1 protein-coding gene is annotated in these 831 nt (G+C 43.2%); it reads right to left on the bottom strand.

What is annotated here, in order from left to right:
• The coding region (locus FC20_RS09605) for a tyrosine-type recombinase/integrase (RefSeq protein ID WP_056945408.1) at positions 1-831 on the bottom strand (831 nt) is incomplete at both ends.

Here is an 831-nt window from a genome sequence, read left to right as displayed (position 1 = left end):
GTGGAAGTGGAAGCCTTGCTTGTCGATCTCACACTTTGTCAGAAACCGTTTGAGAGTAGCATTACATGCAGCTGGCGTTGGAACCTTGCCGGTCGGATTGGCAAAGATCAGATCTTGCTTGTTGACTCTGAGCTGGTCAAGTAAGGATAGCAGACTAGCTGACACTCTAACAGTTCTAACTGAACTGGCAGTCTTTGGCTCTTTAACTTGCCCGTTGATGTAGTCGTATGACTTATTAATCCTAACAGTTTTGGCTTGATAGTCAAGATCATCCCAGGTAAGTGCCATGATTTCGCCAATTCTCATACCGGTATATATCGCAGTTAGAATCATATATCGACTTATTGACCGCGGTTTAAGGCCAGTTTCCAACGCATTGATTAAGGCTTTGATTTCAGCAACTGACAGGTATTCAACTTTTCTTGTCTTGCTTTTGTCATACACTGCTGCAACTCCCAGAGTGAAGTTTGACGGAATGATGTTCTCATTTACTGCTTCAGTGATGCAAGATCTAATTGATCCTGATAGCTTTGAAACTGTCTCTTTTGATTTGTCTTGGCCAAACTCGTTCAGAAATCGTTGGTAGTTGGCTTTGGTTACTGCACTAAGCTTCGAGTTTCCGAAATACTCCAGTAAGCGTTCATAGATTTTGTGATAGCGGTTATATGTGCCGTTGCTTTTACCAACTGTTTTGTAGGTAGTAGCCCATTCCCAAAAGTACTCAGCAAAAACCGGATCTTTTGTGGTTATGCGGTTTTGATCTTTAGCCAGCTCCATTTCGTGTGCCCACGCCATTGCCTGGCGCTTGGTGGCAAATCCTTGCTTACTTTT

The sequence above is a fragment of the Lactobacillus equicursoris DSM 19284 = JCM 14600 = CIP 110162 genome (assembly GCF_001434815.1).
Taxonomy (GTDB): Bacteria; Bacillota; Bacilli; order Lactobacillales; family Lactobacillaceae; genus Lactobacillus; species Lactobacillus equicursoris.
This window is presented reverse-complemented; position numbering and strand designations above follow the sequence as displayed.